Source organism: Moraxella equi, assembly GCF_002027555.1.
Taxonomy (GTDB): Bacteria; Pseudomonadota; Gammaproteobacteria; order Pseudomonadales; family Moraxellaceae; genus Moraxella; species Moraxella equi.
Map to the genome: position 1 here is coordinate 1 of NZ_MXAP01000136.1, position 4533 is coordinate 4533.

Annotated in this window: 6 protein-coding genes; 3 read left to right on the forward strand and 3 right to left on the reverse strand. The window is 43.1% G+C overall.

Going from position 1 to position 4533, the window contains the following annotated elements; genetic code table 11:
- The 3 genes from B5J93_RS11765 to B5J93_RS11780 all read right to left on the reverse strand — a co-directional run.
- On the reverse strand, positions 1-798 hold a 798-nt coding region (locus tag B5J93_RS11765; protein WP_143823544.1), incomplete at its 3' end, for a TrmH family RNA methyltransferase.
- An 87-nt stretch (positions 799-885) separates the two neighbouring features.
- A complete protein-coding gene (locus B5J93_RS11770; RefSeq protein ID WP_143823545.1) occupies positions 886-1161 on the reverse strand; it encodes a hypothetical protein in 276 nt (91 codons plus the stop codon).
- Positions 1162-1383: 222 nt separating this feature from the next.
- Entirely contained in the window at positions 1384-2397 is a 1014-nt protein-coding gene (locus B5J93_RS11780; RefSeq protein ID WP_079326550.1) for a class 1 fructose-bisphosphatase, read from the reverse strand.
- 296 nt (positions 2398-2693) lie between these two features.
- Here B5J93_RS11780 and B5J93_RS11785 point away from each other — a divergent pair, with 296 nt between their 5' ends.
- The 3 genes from B5J93_RS11785 (at position 2694) to B5J93_RS11795 (ending at position 4495) form a co-directional block, all read left to right on the forward strand.
- Positions 2694-3719 carry an aspartate carbamoyltransferase catalytic subunit gene (locus tag B5J93_RS11785; protein WP_079326551.1) on the forward strand — a complete coding sequence of 342 codons (1026 nt, stop codon included), beginning with the start codon at positions 2694-2696 and terminating at the stop codon, positions 3717-3719.
- A 163-nt stretch (positions 3720-3882) separates the two neighbouring features.
- On the forward strand, positions 3883-4287 hold the full coding sequence (locus tag B5J93_RS11790) for a nucleotidyltransferase substrate binding protein (protein ID WP_079326552.1): 405 nt from the start codon (positions 3883-3885) through the stop codon (positions 4285-4287).
- Positions 4280-4495, forward strand: coding sequence for a nucleotidyltransferase domain-containing protein (locus B5J93_RS11795; protein ID WP_079326553.1), 216 nt, complete (start codon positions 4280-4282; stop codon positions 4493-4495). The genes B5J93_RS11790 and B5J93_RS11795 overlap by 8 nt, the downstream gene beginning before the upstream one ends.
- Positions 4496-4533: the final 38 nt, after the last annotated feature.

Sequence of the window (4533 nt, forward strand, 5' to 3'; positions counted from 1 at the left end):
ATATTTGGGGTTTGTGGGGTCTCTGCCAAAACCCCTCTGCCTTAGCATTTCATAAAAACATACACTTCCTGCCACGCCCACATTTAGGCTCTCTTGTCCGTTGGGTTGGGGTAAGGCGATGGGAGTGGCGTTTTGCAAAAAATCATCAGACACGCCTTGCCCTTCGTGTCCTAGTACCCATGCAATCGGTGCGGTCAAGTCATGATGATAAATGACTTTGTTGGTGTGCGAGCTTGTGGCGTAGAGCGGTGTTTTTACTTTTGCCAAAATCTCATCGGTGGGGATGTGCTCGTGGATAGATAGGGCGAAATTTGCCCCCATGCCTGCTCGCAAGCATTTGGGCGACCACAGATGGGCGGTGGCAGGTGTGGTGATAATGGTTGTGATACCGACTGCCGATGCGGTACGCAATAGCGTGCCGATGTTGCCAGCGTCTTGCAAGCCGTCTAGGATAAGGCAGTCGCCCGTTACCGTCCCAAGTGTGAGCGTGGGCGTGTCAATGATTGCCATGATGTCCACACCGTCCCCAAGCGTGCGAATGTCTTTATACAGGGCGTTCGTGGTAATAATGATGTCTTTTTTGGCGATGTTTGCCAGAAGTGGGGCGACTTCGTCATTTTGTAGGGAAAATTCTGACAAAATGACCTTATGGGGCGTTAAGCCTTGCTTTAAGAGTGCGTCCAACAAATGCACGCCTTCAATGACTGTCTGCCCGCTTTTTTTGCGGGTGCGGTGGTGGGTGAGTAGGGCGTGGGCGTGTTTGATGGTGGGGTTATCTTTTGAAGTGATTAGGTTCATGGGTGATGATTTATTTGGGTAAATGGGTATTCGGAAAATGGTAGGTGTATTTAAATGAAGATTGCAAATGTCAATTCAGACCTATTTTTATAAAATAAGCCTTTTACCACTATATTTTATCGCATATTCATTAAAAACTTTTTGAATATTAACATTTTCATCATTCTCAAAATACTTCATATCTATTTTATACTTTTTTGTTTTTGTATGAATGACCAATGTTGGTATATTAAACATAAAACTAACATCAACCATTTGAATGTCTTGCCATTTGATTTCAAACCCTTGTTTTGGGTGATTAAATACCATGCCAATTTCATCAAAGATAAACATTGGCATGGGTTTTTTGATTGTCTTTATCATGCAATTTGTTAGGCATGACCGCCTTATAAATCATAAATAAAGACACGGCGACAATAATCAAATCTTTAATGATTGAAAAATTGTCTTTGATGGGATTGAGTAAATTTAAATATAAGACACAGAGCAGAATGACGCACACCAAAACGCCAAACACCAAAAGTCCCCATAAAAAATAATTGACGGATTTTGAAAGTGTTTTTGGTTGATAATAAAACTCTTGCCTCATTCGCTCGACTTATCCCCATTCGCCAAAATCCCTGCCTTATCGTGCAATGTCTTCACATACGCCACTTCCTCGACGGCTCCAAGCACCACAGGAATGCGTTGATGAATGTTGGTCGGAGCGATGTCCATAATACGCTCTACACCGTCCGTACTTGCCCCACCTGCTTGCTCAATCACAAAGCTCATCGGATTGGCTTCGTACATCAGGCGAAGTTTGCCCGCCTTACCTGCGATTTTGGTGTCATAAGGGTACATAAACACCCCGCCACGAATCAAAATACGATGCACATCGGCAATCATCGCCGCCACCCAGCGTGTGTTGTAGTCTTTTTGGCGTATGCCTGTGTCGCCTTGCACCAACTCTTCAATATATTGTTGAACCGGCGGTAGCCAATAACGGCGGTTGGACGCATTAATCGCATATTCGGCAGTCTGCTCGCTGATACGCACATTGTCATTAATCAAAATATAAGTTTGGGTCATCGGGTCAAAGCTAAACATCGCAACGCCTTGTCCAAAAGTTACCGCAAGCATTGTAGAAGTGCCATAGATAAAATAACCCGCTCCCACTTGGTGTTTGCCTGCTTGCAAAAAGTCGGCTTCGGTTGCCTTTTGTCCTTGATTGTGATAAGGCAAAATAGAAAAAATCGTCCCCACCGTCATATTGATATCAATGTTGGATGAGCCGTCCAAGGGGTCAAAGGTAACAAGCAGTGTGCCGTCATCGTTGGCAGGGCTAATCTCATCAAGCTCTTCCGATGCCACCCCTGCACAATTGGGGTTGTGGATTAGGGCGTTTAAAAGTAGGTCGTTTGAGATGACATCAAGTTTCTTTTGGGCTTCGCCTTGCACATTTTGTCCGCCTGCTTCGCCGTGAATGCCTGCCAATGCCCCTTTATCAAGCAAATGGTTAATGGCAACACTTGCGGTCGCAAGTGTAGTTAAGGTGCTGGCAAGGGCAGGCGTGGCGTGGGTTTGGAGATAGTCAGCAAGGGTGATTTGGGCGGTCATATACTTATCCTAAAATGCGTTAAAATAATGCTATTTTAGCACGAAATGGGCGAGAATGTCAGAGATATTTTATTTTTGAATGGTTGGATAAATTTGATAAATAATTGTTATGGTAAATGGAAATATCAAGGGTGTACGACCCCAAACGGTGTGTATTAGCCACTTGATAGTTTTGCAAAAATCATTGTTATTTTTTGTAAAATCTTGGTATAATTGCTTAATTTGTTTTTTGATTGTCAAATTCTCACAGTCGTACCATTGCGATAAATTCTCTTAAAAATCAAAAGGATAAAAAAATGCACCCTACCCACGCTCCCAACACCCCAAGCGACCTAACCGCCAAACTCCACCGCTCCCAATCCGCCCCCCAGCTTACCCCTGACGGCAAACTCTGCCATTTTTTAAGCGTGGAAGGGCTAAACAAAGACATTTTGACCCAAATCATTCACAAAGCGGGCGGCTACCTGCTCCCAAACGGGCAAATCCAAAACTCCACCGAGCTTGACGGTTGTACGGTGATGAATTTGTTTTTTGAAAATTCCACCCGCACCCGCACCACCTTTGAAGTGGCTGAAAAACGCTTGGGGGCAAATGTCCTAAACCTTGACATCGCCAAGTCCAGCACCAGTAAAGGCGAGAGCCTTGCCGACACGCTGTGGAATTTGCAGGCGATGACGGCGGATATGTTTGTGGTGCGTCATTATTCGTCTGGGGCGATGCATTTTATGGCACAAAAGGTCTGCCCAAGCGTTGCCGTTATTAACGCAGGGGACGGTCAGCACGCCCACCCCACGCAAGCGATGCTTGATATGCTGACCATTCATCGTGAAGCCAAAAAGCCTTTTGATGAGCTAAAGGTTGCCATTATTGGCGATGTTAAGCACAGCCGTGTGGCTCGCTCGGATATTTGTGCCTTGCAGACTTTAGGGGTTAAAGATTTGCGAGTGGTCGCCCCCAAAACCTTGCTCCCCAAAGGCATTGAACGCTATGGCGTGTCGGTGTTTAACGATATGGACAAGGGCATCGCAGGCGTGGATGTGTTGATTGGACTTCGCATTCAAAACGAACGCATTGGCTCGCCCCTTTTGCCGTCCACTGCTGAGTATTTTAAAATGTATGGCATTACCGACAAACGGCTAAAACTTGCCGACAAAGACGCAATCGTAATGCACCCCGGCCCGATGAATCGTGGTGTGGAAATTGCGTCCGATGTGGCGGACGGCGAGCAATCGGTGATTTTAAAACAGGTTAATAATGGCATTGCTGTTAGAATGGCGGTAATGGCAATGGCAATGGAAGGGCAAAGAAGTTTAAGAAATTAAATAATGAAAAAGTTAATTTATTCTCATCAAAAGTCAAAGTCCGAAGTTTATAATTTTGTGATGAATTTACCAAAAGAGAATTTAAAAAAGACGGTTTAACCATTCAAAGAAAGTTAACAAATGAGTGTTTAAAAAATTCTTGCAAATTAGCTGAGAAATAAAAATGATAATCACCCCCTTAAAAAACGCCACACAAAAACTGTCCGAAGGCTTAATTCGTTATCAATCCGATATTAACAATGAACAAATCCGAGACGGACTTATTCAGCGTTTTGAATTTACTTATGAATTAAACCATAAATTTATCAAACGCTATTTGGAATATAGCTCGCCCACGCCTGATGATATTGATAAAATGGCATTTGGCGATATGATACGCACTGCCAATGAAATTGGACTTTTGCTTAGCGATTGGTCGGATTGGCGAGTATATCGTGAAATGCGAAATTTGACCAGTCATAGTTATAATGAACAAAAAGCCCTACAAGTGGTTGCCGATATTCCAAAGTTTTTGACAGAAATAGAATTTTTGTTAAATGAATTAGAAAAAAGATTAAGCAATGACTGATATTTTATTAAGCGAAAGCGAAAAACGCATTGTACAAAACATTTTAAAAACCCATTGCAAAAATGCCAAAGTTTTTGCTTTTGGTTCTCGTGTGAATGGCAATGCTAAGCCTTATTCGGATTTGGTGTTTAAGGTAGATATTTGCGATTGGCAAAGTTTGGACGATGATTTTAAAAGAAGTATTGAAAATGAGTTGGTATTGATTTGATGTTGGTTTTAACATGGGCGTAGCAACTGTATCCCTTA

Excerpts from the sequence above, each read along its gene's own strand:
- B5J93_RS11770 (WP_143823545.1), bottom strand. The coding sequence starts at position 1,161 with ATGATAAAGACAATCAAAAAACCCATGCCAATGTTTATCTTTGATGAA.
- B5J93_RS11780 (WP_079326550.1), bottom strand. The coding sequence starts at position 2,397 with ATGACCGCCCAAATCACCCTTGCTGACTATCTCCAAACCCACGCCACG.
- B5J93_RS11785 (WP_079326551.1), top strand. The coding sequence starts at position 2,694 with ATGCACCCTACCCACGCTCCCAACACCCCAAGCGACCTAACCGCCAAA.
- B5J93_RS11790 (WP_079326552.1), top strand. The coding sequence starts at position 3,883 with ATGATAATCACCCCCTTAAAAAACGCCACACAAAAACTGTCCGAAGGC.
- B5J93_RS11795 (WP_079326553.1), top strand. The coding sequence starts at position 4,280 with ATGACTGATATTTTATTAAGCGAAAGCGAAAAACGCATTGTACAAAAC.